Source organism: Pyxidicoccus sp. M15 (genome assembly GCF_056858435.1).
Map to the genome: position 1 here is coordinate 5,485,358 of NZ_CM166495.1, position 15,927 is coordinate 5,501,284.

Genomic DNA, 15,927 nt, shown 5'->3' on the forward strand with positions numbered 1-15,927 from the left:
CCGTGGCGGCGTCTGATACAGGCGCCAGTAACTTCACCGCATCCCTGGGTTGCCTGCTCCTGCCCGTCGTGGAGGAGCTGGCAACCCAGCTCGAGCGGGTTACTGGTCTTTCTGGCGGCGAGCGCGGCCTCATCGCCGCCGCGACGCGTGACTCGCTTTATTCCGTCCTCGGCCGAAAGCTCACCCGCCTGCTCGTGCTGGAGCTGAACGCCGCGCGGGTGACGGGACGCCTCGGCGGCGAAGACGCGGCGGTGCGCTGGACGCAATTCCTGGAGCTGTCGTCCCGGCGTGACTTCTGGGACGGCCTCGCGGGCCCGTATCCGACGCTGCTCCCCCGCATCGAGAAGATTGTCCGCAACCGCTGCGCGGCCTCGCTGCGCTTCGCGGAGCGCTGGGCCGCCGACCGCGCCAGCCTCGGCGCCCTGTGCGGAGCGCCGCCCGGCGAGCTGCGGGGCCTCGGCTTCGGCGCGGGTGACAGTCATTGCGGCGGTCAGACTGTCTCGCTGCTCCAGTGCGAGGGCGGGAGGCTTGTCTACAAGCCGCGGTCGCTGGCCGTCGACCTCGCCCTGCGCCAGTTCGTCACCGAGCTGGCCGAGCATCACTGCGCCGCCTTGAGCATCCGCGTTCCCTCGGTGGTGCTGCGAGAGACCCATGGCTGGGCCGAGTTCGTCCCGCACCGCCATGCCTCGGGAAGGGAGGAGCTGCTCGACTTCTACCGCGGCATCGGCCACTGGCTCGCCATCATGCGGCTGCTCGGGGGCAGCGACCTGCACGCGGAGAACCTCATCGCCCATGGCGGCAGTCCCGTCATCGTGGACTGCGAGACGCTCTTCACCCCGAAGCCTCCGCCCCATCCCTCGGGCCTGGGCCAGGCGCTGGACCTCGCGGCGGAGCTGGTCTCCGGCACCGTGCTGTCCATCGGCCTGTTGCCGGGACGGGGCGAGGGCCTGGGGTGGCGCGGCGTGGACAGCTCCGCCGTGGGGATGCTGCCGGGGCAGCAGCCGCGCCTGCAGCAGCCGGGCGTCCTCAAGGCGGGCACCGACGAGGCGCGCATCGGCGCCACCCACGTCGAGGCCCCCGTCTCCCAGAACCACCCCAGCCCGGAGCCGGCCCTGGCCCGGTACTGGCCCGACGTCCTCACCAGCTTCGACGAGATGACCGGGACGCTGAAGCGGCTGGACACGGAGGGACGCCTCCGGAGCCTGCTGGAGCCCTTCTCCGGCTGCCGCATCCGCGTCGTCACCCGGACGACCGAGGTGTACTCCGAGCTGGCCCGGATGCTGTGGCACCCGGTGTCCCTGCACAAGCCCGCGCCGCCACGCCAGCGCGCCAGGGAGTTGCTGGCGAAGATGGCCGCCAACGTGTCCACCGCGCCCGGCGACCCGGCGGTCATCGAGGCGGAGGTCGAGGAGCTGCTCGAGGGAGACATCCCCGTCTTCACCACGGTGGCCGCCGAGGGCCGGCTGGAAGGCCCCCGTGGCACGTCCTGGCTGCCGCCCCGCAACCTGGTGGACGCCGCGCTGGAGCACTGGCGCACCGCGGACTTCAAGCTGGAGCGCAACGTCATCCAGTCCGCGCTGGTCAGCGCCTACATCAACGACGGCTGGCGGCCCGAGGAAGTGTCGCGCCGGCCCGAGCGGGTGCGGACCGACGGCCTCGAGCGCTCCCGCCGGCGAGTCACGGCGCGCATCATGAACGACCTCGTCGCCACCGCCATTCGCGGCGGGGACGGCACCGTCACCTGGATTGCCCCCATCTTCAGGCCCACGGGCTGGTCCGTGCAGCCGCTGGAGCAGGACCTGTACGGCGGCAGCTCCGGCGTGGCGCTCCTGCTGGGCGCGTACCTGCGCGAGGCCGCGGCGGGCAGGGCGGACCCGGTGGCGGGCCTGGAGGCGCTCCTGGCGGCCACGCTGCGCACGTTGGACCTGGCCGAGGCCCGGCCCGGCGCGCAGCGCAGCCGGGGCGTGAAGCTGCGGCCGCAGGCGCCGGGCGGCTACATCGGCCTCGGCTCGCAGCTCTGGACGCGGCTGGTCCTGGCCGGGTGGGGCATGGACGCCGGTGACGGGGTGGCGCGCGCCGCCGCGCTCGCCGAGAGCATCCCCGAGGCGGCCGCGGCCGACGACATCCACGACGTGCTCTCGGGCAAGGCCGGCGCGATTGCCCCGCTCCTCGCGCTGGCGCGCAAGACGGGGGACGCGCGGCACCTCGCGCTGGCGAGCACGCTGGGAGACCAGCTGTGCGACCTGGCGCGGCTCAAGGGCGATGGCGCCTACTGGTCCCACCAGAGCTGGCCCGAGGGCGTGGGGGGCTTCGCGCACGGCGTCACCGGCATCGGCTGGGCGCTGACCCGGCTCGCCCGCGTGACGGGCGCTCCCCGCCATGCGCAGACGGCGCGGGCGGCCTTCGCCTTCGAGGAGGCGCTCTTCGACGAAGGCGAGCAGAACTGGCTGGATTTGCGCCTGCTGGACGGGCTGAAGACGGCGGCCGCGTGGTGCCACGGCTCGGTGGGCATCGGGCTGGCGCATGCCGACCTCGACCCCGGGCTGGAGCACCCCCGCACCCGGCTGACGCTGCGCCGGGCCGCCGCGGCGACGTGGCGCCTGGGCATCGGGTGGAACCACTGCGCCTGCCACGGCGACCTGGGCGCCTGGGAGCTGGTGGACCGCGCGATTGCCGCCGGTGAGGGCCCCGAGGGCCTGACGCGCGAGCACCTCCTGGGCACCATTCTCACCAGCATCGAGGAGCGGGGGCCCACCTGTGGGATGGCGCGGGAGGCCTTCGTCCCGGGCCTGCTGCCCGGCCTGGGCGGCGTCGTCTACCAGTTGCTGCGGACCCACCCGGAGAATGAATTGCCGTCCATCCTGACGGTCGGCGGGGGCGACGCCTGAGCGCGGACGCACCCCAGGTCGAGCTGGAGACACCGTACTGGCGCATCGACACGGGCGCGCCGGCCGGGCACGGCCTGTGGGCGCTCGTCCGGCGCGTGTCGATGGCCGTCCACCCGGTGCTGTCCGTGCTGCGCCGCGCGGCGCCCCGGTCCGCGCTCGTGGTCATCGTCTCCCAGGTGCTCGCCGGGGCCGCCACCGCGTGGGGGCTGCTGCTGACCACGCGCGTGCTCGGCCAGCTCCTCGCCGACGGCTCCGGGGCCGAGCGGGTGCAGGCGGCGCTCCCGGTGCTGCTCCTGCTGGGCGGCGTGCAGCTGGCGCGCCTGGGGCTGGAGACGGCCACCTCCGTGGCACGGGCGAACCTGGTCCCCCGCGTGTTCCGGGTGGCGGAGGAGGAGCTGTTCCGGACGAGCCTCCAGGTGGAGCTGTCCTCCTTCGACGACCCCTGCTTCTACGACCAGCTGCACCGGGCCCGGGACAGGGGCGTGTTGCACATGGAGGGCGCCACCACCTGCCTCGTCGACGCGTTCCGCGCCGCGTTCTCGGTGGGCGGCGCGGCGCTCGCGCTGCTCTGGCTCCACCCGCTGCTGCTGCCCCTGCTGGTGGTGGCCCTGCTGCCCGAGGGCTGGGCGGCGCTCCATGCGGCGCGGCTCCAGTACGCCGGCATGCCGACGACCATCTCGCTCACGCGTCAGGTCCACATGATGGCGGAGCTGGCGACCCAGCGGGAGTGCGCGCCCGAGATTCGCACCAACCAGGCCCAGGACTATGTGCTGTCCGAGTACCGGCGCAGCGCGGTGGCGCTGCAGGAGCACCTGGTCCGCATGGGCGTCGCCGAGGCGAGGGCGGGCGCGGTGGGCCGGCTCCTCTCCAGCATCGGGCTGGTGGCGACCTTCGTCGCGCTCGGGGGAATGCTCCACGCGCAATGGCTGGACCTGGCCATCGTCGGCACGGCGGTCATCGCGGTGCGCGGCGCGAGCACGGCGCTCACCCAGCTGATGCAGATGGCGCACGGCCTGTTCGAGAAGGGCCTGTACATCAGCGACTATCGCGAGTTTCTCGAGCAGTCCTCGCGGCGCGTGCGGCCCGCCGGCGGTTTGAAGGCGCCGGAGAATCCGGGGCGCATCGAGCTGCACGGCGTCGGCTTCCATTATCCGGGGCAGGAGGGCCGGCTGGCGCTGCGTGACGTGTCGCTGACCATCGAGGCTGGGCAGAGCATCGCGCTGGTGGGCGAGAATGGCTCGGGCAAGACGACGCTGGCCAAGCTGATTGCCGGGCTCTACCCGCCGACGGCGGGCCGCATCACCTGGGACGGTGTGGACCTGCGGGACCTGGCGCCGGACAGCCTCGCGGACCGGGTGGTCATGGTGCTGCAGGACCCCATCCGCTGGCCTCGCAGCGCCAGGGACAACGTCCGCCTCGGCCGGCACCAGCGCGAGGACCCCGACTCGCGCGTCCTGCTCCAGTCCGCCGAGCAGGCGCGCGCGCTGGAGGTCATCGAGGGCCTGCCACAGGGCTGGGAGACGCTCCTGTCACGCCAGTTCCGGGGCGGGCAGGACCTGTCGGGCGGGCAGTGGCAGCGGCTGGCCGTGGCCCGGGGCCTGTACCGGGATGCCCCGCTGGTCATCTGGGATGAGCCGACGGCGCCCCTGGACGCGCGGGCCGAGCATGCCGTCTACGAGTCGCTCCGGCAGCTGGCCCGCGAGCGCACCGTGCTGCTCATCACCCACCGGCTGGCGAGTGTGCGCAACGCCGACCGCATCTACTTCCTGGAGCGCGGGGCCGTGGTCGAGCAGGGCCGCCACGAGGAGCTGATGGCGCTGGACGGCCGCTACGCCGAACTCTATCGATTGCAGACGAAACTGCACGGGCTGGAGGACGATACTCCCTGAAGATGACGACTTCGACCGAAGCCGAAGCGCGCTGCCGGGACGTTGACTGGTCCCTGCTGCGTGGAGTCCTCCAGGGCGCGGTGGTGCTTCCGGGAGACGAGCGGATGCTGCTCGCCAACAAGCAGTTCGCCGCGGGCCGGCCGCTCGCGACTCCGCTGGCGCTGGTCCGCTGCCGGAGCACCTCGGACGTGCAGCGGACGCTGGAGTTCCTCCTCGACCACGAGCTGCCCTTCTCGGTGCGGAGTGGAGGGCACTGCTTCGCGGACCTGTCCATGCGTGAGCCGGTCGTCATCGACCTCTCGGAGCTCAACCAGGTCGAGGTGACGAAGGGTATCGCCGTCGTCGGACCGGGCGCGCTCTCCGCCGACCTCAGCCAGCGGCTGGCCGCCGTGGGCCGCGTCCTTCCCACCGGAGGGTGTCCCCGGGTCGCCATCGGCGGGCTCGCGCTCGTCGGTGGCTTCGGCTTCCTCGGCCGGCGTTACGGGCTCACCACGGACCACGTCGAGCGCCTGCAGGTGGTCTGCGCGGACGGCCGCGTGCTCAATGCGAGCCGGGACGAAGCGGACGACCTCTTCTGGGCGCTTCGTGGCGCCGGCGCCTCCGGCTTCGGCATCGTCACCGAGCTGACGCTGCGGACCCAGTCCCTGGAGGGAATCACCGTCTGCCACGGCCGCTGGGACCTGGGCGAGGCCGCCGAGCTGATGGCGCGCTGGCAGGAGCATGCCCCCGACGCGGACCCGGACGTGAATCTCGAGCTCGGGCTCGTCGCGCCAGACGACCCCGAGTCCCCGGGCTACGTGGAGCTCTTCGGCGTCATCCTCGGGCGTGGCGCGCGCGTCGACAGCCACGTGACGGAAGTGGAGCGCTGGCTGGGGCCGCTGTCCGGGGACCTGCGCAGGTGGCGCCTCACGCCCGCGGCGGCGGCGGAGTACCTGGTCGGGCTGTTGGACCATGAAACGGCACCGGCCTGGATGCCGAGCCTTCCCTACCAATCCACCGGCTACCAGTTCACCCGCTCCAGCTTCTTCGATGAGCCATTGGACACGGAGTCCATCCGGGCGTGTGTGGAGCAATTCCAGGCGGACCGCCGCTACGCGCAGTTCCGGGAGCTGGAGCTCATTCCCTGGGGCGGGGCCTATGCGCTCTCCGATGGCTCCTCCAGCTTCCTCCACCGCCATGCGCGCATGCTCATCCGCCACACCGCCACCGTGGGCTCGCGGTCCGTGGACGCCCTGCGCGAGCACGCCCGCGGGTGGGTGGATGCCTCGTGGATGACGGTGCTCCCACACGCCAACGGGCATGTCTATCAAGGCTACGCGGACGCGCGCCTGGATGCCTTCCGCCGTGCCTACTACGGAAGCCACAATCCCAGACTCCAGCGCATCAAGCAGAAGTACGACCCGGAGAACGTCTTCTGCCATGCCCAGACGCTCTCCCCGCCGTGAGCGTGTCCGTCTGCTTGTGACGGGAAGCGCTACAGCCAGACGGGTCATGTGACGGCGAGCGCTACACGCTTCGACCTCTGCACATGTCTTTCTCGTCTGACGAGGAAAGAAGAGAGCGCACCTCCACCTGCTGGCGCGGCCAGTGCACAGGGGCGGCGGGCCCGGCGCGCCACGCGTTCGGGCCGTGGCTCCCGCCACATCCCCGCACACAAGAGGTGGAACATGCAGAAGCTGATGGCAGGTCGTCTGTTCGCGGCCGTGCTCCTGAGCACCGTCGCAGGTTGCCAGGGTGACGAGTCCCCGTCCTCGGCGCCCCTGAGCACCCAGGAGGCGAAGGCGAGCACGCAGTGTGTGAATCAGTTCGAGGGCATCACCCACTGCGCGACGGGCAACGCGAGCCTGAGCCCCAGCGAGGAGGGGCTCCATGTCTCGGGGCTCGAGGACGCCGCGAGCGACGGTGTCGCCGCCAACTTCGACGGGGCCGTGAGCTGGAGGCGCCGGACGGGGCTGGACACCGGCGCCGGTCAGCTCAACTACGCGCTGGCCGCGCGGGATGGCGACCAGGTGGTCAGCACGCTTCGAGTCGAAACGGGCGACGAGCCGAATCACATCATCCTGACGCCGCACTTCACCGGCACCCCGGGGGGCTCCGCGCACAGGGTGAACGTCTACCGTGACGGAGTGCTCCAGGGGAGCAGCACCGGCGGGACGGCGGATCGCATCGTCATCGTCACCGACATCTTCGGCTTCGTGTACATCATGGACGAGTTCGCCGTCCGGTATCACTTCTTCCCGATGAAGTGGTCCGGTCGCGGCGCGGCCGAGAACGACGAGGGCGCCTGCGTCTGGAGGACGCGTGTCGGAGAGGGCACGTTCAGGATCGACCTCGACGGCCAGGAGCTCGTCGGCGACCAGATCGAGTTCGTCGAGCAGATTGGCGCCGGTGCCTACCCGTACACCAGCTTCTCGGGCATCGACGTGACGTCTGGCGGGAAGGACTTCACCATCGTGAACGAGTCGTTCACCACGGCGAAGTAGCCGCGCGTGGCCCGCGCTTCAGGACGCTGAAGGTTCAAGGGCCTGGAACCCCAGGAGGGGCCCAGGCTCTTGTTCATGCGCGTCGTCGGGGACGAGCAGCGGCTGGAGCCGGCTCCACATGGCGGGCGGCGCGTCCAGGAAGGCCAGCCCCACCTCGTAGCGGGCGACGGCGCCCGGCGGGAGCTTCGACGTCCAGACCACGCGTGCCCTGCACTCCAGCGAGGCGGCATCCGGCAGGAAGAGCTCCAGCTCCAGCTGGCTGCCCTCCGCATGGAACTCGTCGGAGTAGATGCGGGCGCCGCTCCGGCTGACGTCCAGCACCTGTCGGGTTGAACCGAACTGCCACCGCGCCGGGCGCGAGTACAGCGGAGCCTGGAGACGCGGGAAGGAGCGGCGGTCAATCTGCTCGTGTCTGGCTGGCATGGTTGGAATGATTGCCAGACACTGCTTGCGATTGATGCGATTCTGAGAAGCCGATAGTCAATCCTGGAACACAGCGGCGCCCGGTTTCCACCGTCCAACACTCTTCACGTACCGGCAGGTGTCTTGCCTGTTTGGCGCATCCGTCTCCCACGGATGCGCCAGGGCAGGGAATGGCCGGGCGTCAGAGCTCGATCATCACCTTGAACCCGCCGAAGATCATCCGCTTGCTGTCGAAGGGTGAGGCCTTGGGGTCCATCATCTTCGAGAGGCGGGGATCGGCCATGACCTTCTTGTTGATGCGGTTTCGCTCGGCGCGCGACTTGTAGACGATCCAGGAGAACACCACCGTCTCTCCGGGCTTCAGCTTGACGCTCTGCGGGAAGGAGGTGAGCTTGCCGGGCTTGACGTCGTCGCCGACGCACTCGAAGTAGGCGAGCGCGCCGTGCTCGCGCCACAGCTTGCCCGCCTTGCGCGACATGGTGCGGTAGGCGGCCATGTTCTTGGTGGGAACCGGCACGACGAAACCATCGACATAGGGCATACGTCCTCCACGCTCGGAATCAGCGGTAGTCAGGTGTGGAGGCAATCCAAGCGCCTGTCGCGGTCAGCCGTCATCCCTGGCCTCGGGCGTCCGTGTGATACCCGACCGATGCTCACGCGCACCGGCCCGCTCAGAACGCCAGCCAGCGCGCGGATGAAACCTTGTCTCCGAAGCTCCAGCTGTTCAGGTTGACCTCGCGAAGGGTCCCATCGCCAATGAGGTCCTTGTAGCTGCCCGCGTAGTTCGAGTCGCCGTGGAGCCTGACGCGCCAGCCGGGCGGGATGCACCAGCGGACGGCCGAGGCCTTGTCGTTGAAGGCGTCGATGCTGTGAAAGCTGCCCCAGTTCTTCAAGTCGCGGTCCGCGTAGTCGTAGATGAAGCCCCGGTCGCTGAAGTCGGAGTCGTCGTAGAAGTCGACGTAGGCGTGCGAGATGTCGGCGCCGCACCGGGCGTCCGCCCAGGTGTTGCGGAACTCCACCAGCTTCACCGCGCCAGCGGGGCCGTCATCGGCATGCTCGGTGGCGTAGAGGAGGAGGTTGCGGTCCGCGTCGACGAAGACGCCTCCGGCCGCGTCGAGGTTGCACTGCCGCGAGCCGTCGTTGCTGCAGTACAGGTGCTTCGACGCGACGTGCTCGAGCCGCAGGTGGCCGTCGAGGTTCACCCGGTAGAGGTGCGCATGGTCGTCGCTGACGGCGCCCCACCGGAGCCCGCCCAGCCGCGTGCCCACCAGGTAGAGCCGCGAGTCCTTGCAGTCGGTGACGAGGTTGAGGTTCTGGAAGGCACCCCACTCGCCGGAGGCCAGCTCCCAGTCGTACCACTGGTCCGCGCGGAGCCACTGGTTGGTGCCGGAGCGGAGGTTGCTCTCCGTGGAGAAGAAGACCTCGAGCGACCTGGCGTCGTGCTGCCCGAGGAGCAGCAGGTAGCGCCCATCGGACAGCTTGGAGAGGGACGCGGTCCCCGCGTTCGCGGTGCTGCCGTAGACGTAGGCCAAGGGGCTCGGGTTCAGGGAGGCGTTGTAGTCGTAGAGCGCGATGCGCCCGGCCCCGGGGCCCTCTTCCATGGGGAGCGCGACGAGGTTGCCCACCGCCTGCATGCCGCCGCCATGGACGTAGCCGCCGAGCACCGGCAGCGCCGTCACCGCGCGGTCCGCTCCCGGCGGAGGGGTGTCCTCGGGCTGGGCAATGCTGGTGGACAGCCGGTTGGAGCGAAAGCGCAGCCCGTCACCGTTGCGGGTGGCCATGTGGACCAGGTGGCCCACGTTGCCGCCGGAGCTGCCATCCCGCTTGGACAGGACGAAGTAGCGGCCGGAGTCGAGCGGCAGGCGCTGGATGCCCTGCCAGTGGTTGCTGCCCGGGTAGGCGACGTTGAAGGTGAACGTCCCCGGGGAGATGCCGAGCACCTCGCCGTGGTCCCTGAGTTGATTGAAGCGGGCGGGCACGTCGGGGACGCACGGGTTGCAGTCCGGGCCTCCCCAGGCACAGGACGTGTCTCCGCCGAGGGTGACGAGCGAGGAGGCCCGCGCGGTGGCTTCGGGCGCGCTCGCCGCGGCGCCGGCTTCGGCGCCTTCCAGGCCACATCCGGCGAGCACCCCGAGCGACAGCAGTCCGGTCAGCGCGAGGGCCGGCGCACGTGAAGGCGTGAGTCGCAGCAGGAACATGGTTCTCCCTGGAGGTGCCGCTGGTGAGGGGACGGTTTGTCCCGAGAGTACCAGCGGCGTCCCTCCGGGGCGCACGTGCGCTGCAGGAAGACGAAGGCGCCTCAGTCACCGGGCCCGGGGCGCTTCTTGCCCTGCTGCTCCCACTGCTTCTGCTTCTCCGTGATGCTGAGCCGTGAGCTCCACAAGGCGGGCCCCAGCACGACGATGAGCAGGGTCATCAACACGACGCCAACAAGGACTTCGAAGAACAGGTTCATCCGGCACTCCTGAGACAGCATGAGGATGTGAATGCGATACGGCTGACGGGGCCCCGGGCCTCCTCGGGACATGACGAGGGAGCCGGGTCCAGGCGTGCGCCGGGAGCACTCAGATCAGGAGCGAGCGGATGCGGAGGAAGACAGGTGGGCCCTGGGCGCGAGGCTGCTCCCAGAGCGCGAGTGACGGGAGGCGCCCACCCCGGGGAGGAGCGACGCTCAGCCATGTCGGAGGCAGGCCCACCGGGGGCGCCACCAGGTAGGAGTGGCTGGAGGTGTCCGCGAAAGTCGGTGCGGGCAACGTCCAGCCCGGCTCGTCGCAGCAGTCCATCCGCAGCGTCGGCTGACTGTGCCGGGCCTGCTCCGCCTTCAGCTCACCGTGGGGACAGTGGCATTCGGCGGAGCGCTTCTCGACCTGCTTCTGGCAGAAGTGCGCAGGCCCGCTCGCCCCGACGGCAACAGCCTGCCAACCGAGCAGGAGTGCGAGCGTGAAGATGCGCAGGACCAGCGACATGGTGCTCCGCATATACGCGGGCGCGGGAGCCGTCGCAATCCATGGCTCCGGGCTGCGCCAGTCCCGCTTGCGACAAACATTCGTGCTGGTTACAACGGCTCCCGCTGCAGCCACCCGGCGCTTCGATGGCGGCCCGTCCTCGGGCCGTAGAGCGTTCGGTGTGGTGCGCCCTGGCGACAGCCCCCACGCCGACCCCTCGTCGCCGGGAGCTGACCTCTTGAACATCAGGGACTTCTGCCGGACCCACTTCAAGCACTTCAACGCAGCGGCACTGGTCGACGCGGCCGACGGCTACGTCCGGCACGTGGAGGCCGGCGGCAAGATGCTCGTCACGCTCGCGGGTGCGATGAGCACGGCGGAACTGGGCATCTCTCTGGCGGAGTTGATCCGCCGCGACAAGGTCCACGCCATCTGCTGCACGGGGGCGAACCTGGAGGAGGACATCTTCAACCTCGTCGCGCATGCCTTCTACGAGCGAGTCCCGCACTACCGGGACCTCACGCCGAAGGACGAACAGGCGCTGCTCGAACGGCACATGAACCGGGTGACGGATACCTGCATCCCGGAGATGGAGGCCATGCGCCGCATCGAGGCCGTCATCCTGGAGGAGTGGCTCTCGGCGGACCGGGACGGACGCCGGCACTTCCCGCATGAGTTCCTCTACCGCGTGCTCCGTGGCGGCAAGCTGGCCAGCAGCTATCAGATCGACGCCCGCAACAGCTGGTTGCTCGCGGCCTGCGAGAAGGACCTCCCCATCTGGGTGCCGGGCTGGGAGGACTCCACGCTGGGCAACATGTACGCGGGCCACTGCATCGCCGGAGACGTGAAGAACGTCCACACCGTCCGCAGCGGCATCGAATACATGACCACGCTCGCGGGCTGGTACACGGAGACCGCCCCACGCGCGCCCATCGGCTTCTTCCAGATTGGCGGCGGCATCGCCGGGGACTTCCCCATCTGCGTGGTGCCCATGCTGCACCAGGACCTCCGGCGCGAGGGCGTCCCGCTGTGGGCGTACTTCTGCCAGATCAGCGACTCGACGACGAGCTACGGCTCGTACTCCGGCGCCGTGCCCAACGAGAAGATCACCTGGGGCAAGCTCGGCATCGACACGCCGAAGTTCGTCGTGGAGAGCGACGCGTCCATCGTCGCGCCGCTCATCTTCGCCTACGTCCTCGGCGAGTGAGCCGTTGCCGGCAACGGCCAACGAAGGGGCGCTCGGAGCCGGGTCAGGACCTGACGGCGGCTCCGAAGCGCACTCCGAAGCCATTCCTGGAGTCGGCCGTGGCGCCCACGAAGAAGCGGGTGTCGGCCGTCGTCGTGTCCTGGAACCCTCTTTCAAGAAGGGTTCCCGGCTGCTGCGGCTCCTGGAGGGACGTGGAGGCGCCAATTCTTTTGCATTTCCGGCCTGGGCCGGGGCGGCTCGGGTGGTGGAGGGGGAGGGGACGTGGACTAGGCTCCGCCGCGTCAGCTTCAACGTCGTGCCGAGGAACACCCCGTGCGTCCTGCCTTGCTCTGCCTCCTGCTGTGTCCCGTCCTCCTGGCCGCCGCGCCTCGCACGGAGCCGTACGCCTTCCAGGGCGTGGAGCGCATCGTCGCCGTGGGAGACGTCCATGGGGATGCAGGCGCGCTGCGCGACGTGCTGAAGCTGGCCGGGCTCATCGACGCCCAGGGCCACTGGACGGGTGGCAAGACACACCTGGTGCAGACGGGGGACATCCCGGACCGCGGCGAGCAGACGCGCGAGGCCTACGAGCTGCTCATGCGCCTGGAGGTCGAGGCGCGCAAGGCGGGGGGCCGGGTCCACGCACTGCTGGGCAACCACGAGGTGATGAACATGATGGGGGACCTGCGCTACGTCGCCCCGGGCGAGCGGGCCTCGTTCGCGGACCAGAGCCCCGCGCCGGACGCGCCGGGCGCGCCCCATGGAACGCAGGGGCACCAGGCGGCCTACGGCCCCGAGGGACGCTATGGCCGCTGGCTGCGCACGCACGCCGCCGTGGTGCGCATCAACGACACGCTCTTCCTGCACGGGGGGCTTGCGCCGGACCTGCCGGAGACGACGCTGGAGGGCATCAACCGCTGGGTGCGGCAGGACCTGACTCCGGGCCAGCCTCCCGGAGGGGCAACGGCCCGGAATGGGCCGCTGTGGTTCCGCGGCTACGCGCTGGATGACGAGGCGAAGTGGGAGGCCGGGCTCACGAAGGTGCTGGGCCAGCTGGGCGCGAAGCGGATGGTGATGGGACACACGACGACCCAGGACGGGCGCATCCGCATGCGCTTCGGGGGGCGGGTGGTGTTCATCGACACGGGGCTGAGCACCGGGTACGGCCACCACCTGGCGGCGCTGGAGCTACGGGGCGACCGGCTCACGGCCCTGTATCCCGAGGGCCGCGTGCCGCTGCTCATTCCCAAGGCCCCCGCGCCGAGCCCCTCCGTCCAGGTTCCCGAGCCGGCCGCGGTGCCACAGCCGGCCCGGCGCGAGGCGAGCCCGCGCTGAAGGTCAGGCGGGAAGGGGCGCCTGGAGGCGACAGGTCGTGGCGCGGGTGCCGGGTGCCGAGAGGGTGACGTGCCTGGAACTTATGGATTCGTAGCCGCCCTTCACTGAGTCGTGCACGGGATTGAGGGCCCGGGGGCACGAGCCGCTTCTATCCTTGGCTCGATGCCCCTCATTCCCAGACTGCAGCTCTTCGAGTTCCTCGACCAGCCGTGGCTGCCCAGGCTGCTGCGCCGTGGCGAAGTCGACTACCTGCGCATCGTGCTCGACCGCATGCGGCCCTATGACCGTGTGGCGCCGCAACTGGCGGAATTGCTCCGCGCGGCGGGCACGGACCGGATCATCGACCTCTGCTCGGGCTCGGGGGGGCCGTGGCGCACCCTGCTGCCGGCGCTGCGGGCGGTGCACGGCGGGGCCGAGGTGACGCTCACCGACCTCCATCCCGTCCCGGGGCAGGAGCTGCCTCCCGGCGTGCACTACCGCGACACCCCGGTCGACGCCACGCGCATCCCGGAGGAGCTGAAGGGGGTGAGGACCCTCTTCGAGGGGCTGCACCACTTCCCGCCGGAGCAGGCCCGTGCCCTCCTCTCGGATGCCGTCGCGCGCGAGGTTCCCTTCGCCGCCTTCGAGCTCACCCAGCGCTCGTTGCCATACATCCTCGTCCAGTGCCTGCTCGTCGTGCCGCTCGTGTGGGGCTTCACCCCGCTCATCCGCCCGACACGCTGGTGGCGCCTGGTGCTCACCTACCTGCTGCCCATCCTTCCCCTGCTCATCCTCTGGGATGGCGTGGTGTCCTCGCTGCGGACCTATGCTCCGGCGGACCTGGAGAAGCTGACGAAGGGGCTCGACGCCAACGGGTACCGCTGGCGCAGTGGGGTTCATCGCGCGCAGGGGATGGTCATTACCTATCTGATTGGACAGCCTGGACGGCCTGTGTGATTGCGAGTCGAATCGCGGGACCGCTCCGTTCCGGGCCCTGCCTCGGATGGGCGCGAAGCGCGCCACCCCGCGGGGGCCGCCTGATTTGCATGGCGTGGGTGAGATGAAGCAGAGAATCACAGGCTTCCATCTCGACCAGGAGGGACACTGGGTCGCCGACCTCGAATGTGGCCACCCGCAGCACATGCGCCATGCCCCGCCCTGGACGCTGCGCCCGTGGGTCCTCACGGAGGAGGGGCGGCGCAGCCGTCTGGGAGTCGAGCTCGATTGCAAGCGCTGTGACGAGGCGGGGCGAGCGGGATGAGGACATCGAGCTCTTCATCCTGGAGTAGGGTGGGGCCTCCCCCGGATGCACCTGCCCAGAGGGATTCCTTCCATGCGTTTCTCCACATTCGCGGCCCTGGTGCTCCTGCTTGTGGCCGCGTGCTCCGAGCCTTCGAAGCCTCCGGAGACCTCGTCGTGCGGCCCCATGACGTGTGAAGGCTGCTGCAGCGCCGGCGTCTGCCTGCTCGGGAGCCGCGTCTCCGCCTGCGGCACGGGCGGGGCTGCCTGTCAGACGTGCCGCGCCGGTGACACCTGTGACGAGGGTGTCTGCGAGGCGCCTGCCCCCGTGCCGGACGGCGGGGCAGGTGACGCGGGCACGGACGCGGGCATCCCCACGGGGACCACCACCATCCTCTTCGAGCCGCTCGGCGCGCGGCCCCTCTTTCCCGACATCAATGACGTGTACCTCGACTCCGACGCCGGCCGGCTGAACCTGCCGCTGTCGCCGGACACCTCCCCCGCTGAGCGTGCATTCACGCGCGACTACCTCAACTCCCTCAATGGCTTCCTGGTGTCATCCGTCCCCGCCGCCATCGCCTCGGCGCGGCTGGACCCCGGCAGCGTCAACGAGTCCAGCGTCCGGGTCATCCAGCTCGAAGGGCCCACCAGCCAATCCCAGCACAGCATCGGCTACAACCCGGACACGCTGCGCATCAGCATCTTCCCGCCGCAGCCCGAGGGCTGGCCGAAGGGTGCGCGGTATGTCGTGGTCCTGGTGGGTGGCGCCTCGGGACTGAGGGACGAGCAGGGGCTGCTTCTCGCCGCGAGCCTCTCCTGGCAACGGGTCCGCTCGACGACGCCGCTCGTGGACGGCGCCGGACAGAGCACCGTCGCCGGGCTGACGGACGCAGGGGCGAGGGCCCTGGAGGCCCTGCGCCTGCGCTACGCCCCCGTGCTCGACCGGGTCGCGGGGCAGGGGATTGCGCGTGAGGACGTGGCGGTGCTCTGGACCTTCACCGTCATGGACGAGGAGGAGGCTGTCTTCGACCCCTCCCGGTCCATCATTCCCCATCCCAATGACCTGTACATGTCGGCCGAGGGCAGCCGGTGATGGGGCAGGAGGCCCGTCAGCCCTGGTTGCGCCGGGGATGCGTCTTGGCGACACGCAGGGCCCAGGCCTCCGCCGAGTCGAGCTCCGCCCGCGCGCTGGCATAGCGGTCGAGGCTCTCGTCGCTGCCATCGTGGGTGAAGATGGCATCATGGAGCTCTTTCTGGGCCCGGGTGAGGCGGAGGCTGGTCTGCAACCACAGCCGTGCCGCCGTGCCCGGAGAGAGCTCCTCCTGGGTCGGGTCCCAGGTCTCCAGCGCTGCGAGGTCGGCCGACGTCATCTCCTCAATTCCTACCTGCTCATGGGTCGCGTGCATGGGCGGATGTTTGCCATGGCCGTCAGGGCCAGCATCTGACCTCCCGGGCAATGGGTCGGTAGGTGCTGAGCACTCGCTGACAGTTCCATCCTCTCCGAGGGCACCTCCTTCCCGGGGAATTCAAGTTCCAGAACTCCAGAAAAGTCCTCTCGTC

General features: G+C 70.2%; 15 protein-coding genes. 9 read left to right on the top strand and 6 right to left on the bottom strand.

From position 1 onward, the window contains the following. The first annotated feature begins 2 nt into the window (after positions 1 to 2). The 4 genes from ACX9TP_RS20790 (at position 3) to ACX9TP_RS20805 (ending at position 7,260) form a co-directional block, all read left to right on the top strand. Positions 3 to 2,888: a type 2 lanthipeptide synthetase LanM family protein gene (locus ACX9TP_RS20790; RefSeq protein WP_482981462.1), complete on the top strand. Its 2,886-nt coding sequence runs from the start codon at positions 3 to 5 to the stop codon at positions 2,886 to 2,888. Positions 2,889 to 2,989: 101 nt separating this feature from the next. Continuing rightward, on the top strand, positions 2,990 to 4,777 hold the full coding sequence (locus ACX9TP_RS20795) for an ABC transporter ATP-binding protein (RefSeq protein WP_482981463.1): 1,788 nt from the start codon (positions 2,990 to 2,992) through the stop codon (positions 4,775 to 4,777). A gap of 2 nt (positions 4,778 to 4,779) precedes the next feature. Further along, a complete protein-coding gene (locus tag ACX9TP_RS20800; RefSeq protein ID WP_482981464.1) occupies positions 4,780 to 6,222 on the top strand; it encodes an FAD-binding oxidoreductase in 1,443 nt (480 codons plus the stop codon). Between the two features lie 222 nt (positions 6,223 to 6,444). Next, a complete protein-coding gene (locus ACX9TP_RS20805) occupies positions 6,445 to 7,260 on the top strand; it encodes a hypothetical protein (RefSeq protein ID WP_482981465.1) in 816 nt (271 codons plus the stop codon). 18 nt (positions 7,261 to 7,278) lie between these two features. On the opposite strand, the gene ACX9TP_RS20810 is transcribed toward ACX9TP_RS20805, so the two are convergent. From ACX9TP_RS20810 to ACX9TP_RS20830, 5 genes are all read right to left on the bottom strand, one after another. Then, positions 7,279 to 7,683: a PilZ domain-containing protein gene (locus ACX9TP_RS20810; protein WP_482981466.1), complete on the bottom strand. Its 405-nt coding sequence runs from the start codon at positions 7,681 to 7,683 to the stop codon at positions 7,279 to 7,281. Positions 7,684 to 7,864: 181 nt separating this feature from the next. Beyond that, positions 7,865 to 8,224 carry a DUF1428 domain-containing protein gene (locus ACX9TP_RS20815; protein ID WP_482981467.1) on the bottom strand — a complete coding sequence of 120 codons (360 nt, stop codon included), beginning with the start codon at positions 8,222 to 8,224 and terminating at the stop codon, positions 7,865 to 7,867. Between the two features lie 130 nt (positions 8,225 to 8,354). After that, entirely contained in the window at positions 8,355 to 9,881 is a 1,527-nt protein-coding gene (locus tag ACX9TP_RS20820; RefSeq protein WP_482981468.1) for a hypothetical protein, read from the bottom strand. Positions 9,882 to 9,982: 101 nt separating this feature from the next. Next, on the bottom strand, positions 9,983 to 10,138 hold the full coding sequence (locus ACX9TP_RS20825; RefSeq protein WP_482981469.1) for a hypothetical protein: 156 nt from the start codon (positions 10,136 to 10,138) through the stop codon (positions 9,983 to 9,985). Positions 10,139 to 10,247: 109 nt separating this feature from the next. Continuing rightward, positions 10,248 to 10,649, bottom strand: coding sequence for a hypothetical protein (locus ACX9TP_RS20830; RefSeq protein WP_482981470.1), 402 nt, complete (start codon positions 10,647 to 10,649; stop codon positions 10,248 to 10,250). 217 nt (positions 10,650 to 10,866) lie between these two features. Here ACX9TP_RS20830 and ACX9TP_RS20835 point away from each other — a divergent pair, with 217 nt between their 5' ends. From ACX9TP_RS20835 to ACX9TP_RS20855, 5 genes are all read left to right on the top strand, one after another. After that, positions 10,867 to 11,835 carry a deoxyhypusine synthase family protein gene (locus ACX9TP_RS20835; protein WP_482981471.1) on the top strand — a complete coding sequence of 323 codons (969 nt, stop codon included), beginning with the start codon at positions 10,867 to 10,869 and terminating at the stop codon, positions 11,833 to 11,835. A 312-nt stretch (positions 11,836 to 12,147) separates the two neighbouring features. Next, the gene (locus ACX9TP_RS20840; RefSeq protein ID WP_482981472.1) at positions 12,148 to 13,149 is read left to right on the top strand and encodes a metallophosphoesterase; all 1,002 of its coding nucleotides are present in this window, start codon (positions 12,148 to 12,150) and stop codon (positions 13,147 to 13,149) included. A gap of 162 nt (positions 13,150 to 13,311) precedes the next feature. After that, a complete protein-coding gene (locus tag ACX9TP_RS20845) occupies positions 13,312 to 14,085 on the top strand; it encodes a hypothetical protein (RefSeq protein WP_482981473.1) in 774 nt (257 codons plus the stop codon). 103 nt (positions 14,086 to 14,188) lie between these two features. Then, a complete protein-coding gene (locus ACX9TP_RS20850; RefSeq protein WP_482981474.1) occupies positions 14,189 to 14,389 on the top strand; it encodes a DUF3565 domain-containing protein in 201 nt (66 codons plus the stop codon). A gap of 72 nt (positions 14,390 to 14,461) precedes the next feature. Then, positions 14,462 to 15,460, top strand: coding sequence for a hypothetical protein (locus tag ACX9TP_RS20855; protein ID WP_482981475.1), 999 nt, complete (start codon positions 14,462 to 14,464; stop codon positions 15,458 to 15,460). A gap of 16 nt (positions 15,461 to 15,476) precedes the next feature. Here the strand turns inward: ACX9TP_RS20855 and ACX9TP_RS20860 are convergent, their stop codons facing one another. Further along, on the bottom strand, positions 15,477 to 15,737 hold the full coding sequence (locus ACX9TP_RS20860; RefSeq protein ID WP_482981476.1) for a FruA-associating protein, FapA: 261 nt from the start codon (positions 15,735 to 15,737) through the stop codon (positions 15,477 to 15,479). Between the last annotated feature and the right edge of the window lie 190 nt (positions 15,738 to 15,927).